General features: G+C 45.1%; 1 protein-coding gene. It reads left to right on the top strand.

The features are described from left to right. Positions 1-999 (top strand): IS110 family RNA-guided transposase (locus tag FN960_RS20650; protein WP_143850756.1); only part of this gene is annotated, 999 nt, incomplete at its 5' end. Positions 1,000-1,357 lie beyond the last annotated feature (358 nt).

Here is a 1,357-nt window from a genome sequence, read left to right as displayed (position 1 = left end):
ATGGTCAGTCCGTTGCACGTCAATCGCGCAAAGGAGTTTGAGGATAACCTGCAAACGAAAAATGATAAGAAAGATGCCCGTGTGATTGCGAGAATGGTCACGCAAGGGTATTTTAACTCACCACGCATTCTGGTCGGTGTTGAAGCTGAACTCCGTAATGGAGCGGTCTATCGGGACCAATTGAAAAAAGAGAGAGCGCGTTTGAAAAATCAGATCATCCGCTGGGTTGACCGTTACTTTCCCGAATTATTAGGCTCGGCATTTAAAAAGATAGGAAAAACCCTGGTCTGCATTTTAAAGTACCATCCCTTACCCGAGCAGTGGCACGATCTTCATGTCGAATCCTTTCTATCAGAGGTCAAACAAAAAGAAGCATTCAAGTGCCCTTCACGAAAAAAAGTACACAACGTGCAAACATTAGCGTCTCAGTCCATTGGATTAACTGAAGGGACAATGTTTGCGCAGGTCGAGATTCAATGTCTCATCGCTCGGTATGAACAGGTCTGTCAAGCGCTAGAAGAAACACAAGAAAAGATGCGGGAGCTCGCTCGAGAAATCAAAGCGTACGAGCATTTAATCTCCATCCCTGGCATTAGTGAAGAGATGGTCTGCGATTTACTGGCTGAAACAGGGCCTCTCACCAACTATAGTCATCCACGCCAACTCATAAAATTAGCGGGATTGACGTTACGTGAGAACTCTTCTGGCCAACATCAAGGACGAAAGAGCCTCTCTAAACGAGGAAGGCGTCGCTTACGTGATCTTCTCTTCAAAGCGGTGAGCACGCTCATTCATCATAGCCAACCCTTCACGGACCTGCTTGAGCACTACATTACAAGAAGTGAAAATCCGCTTAAAAGGAAGCAGGCCATGGTCGTTCTGTGTAATAAGCTATTAAAAGTCTTTTGGGGGGTAAGTCACCACAAGGTGGCGTTTGACGCGGAACGAATGAGGAAAGATTGCCGTCCTCTTCAAGCAAAATCCCCCCTCGCTTCATAAGGGAGTTAAAAAAAATCGTGACGTAGAGAATCGGTTATTAACGAAGACTTTCGACCTTGAGTCCATGTAGGAGCATAAAACCGACTCTGCCTTATGAAGAGACCCAACGAAGGAACGTGAGCGCGCGACGCTAAGAGACATGGGAGGGTGCGTCCTCATAAGAAAAGCAGAGCCAAAGTAAGCACCACATAGTTCTAGCTGGATGATATTCCCTTCATCGATTAGCGAAGCGTCTGCCTCACTTCCTTTTCTATACAATAATAGGGAAAATAACATGAATACACGTTATAAAAATATATTTTTCTCTAGTCATATCTGCCTCAAACCATTGTTAGATTAACCTTTCTGGAGGGAGTCT

It is taken from the genome of Alkalicoccobacillus porphyridii (assembly GCF_007293315.1).
Taxonomy (GTDB): domain Bacteria; phylum Bacillota; class Bacilli; order Bacillales; family Bacillaceae_D; genus Alkalicoccobacillus; species Alkalicoccobacillus porphyridii.
The sequence above is the reverse complement of the archived record's forward strand: the minus strand, read 5'-3'. Positions and strand labels throughout refer to the sequence as shown.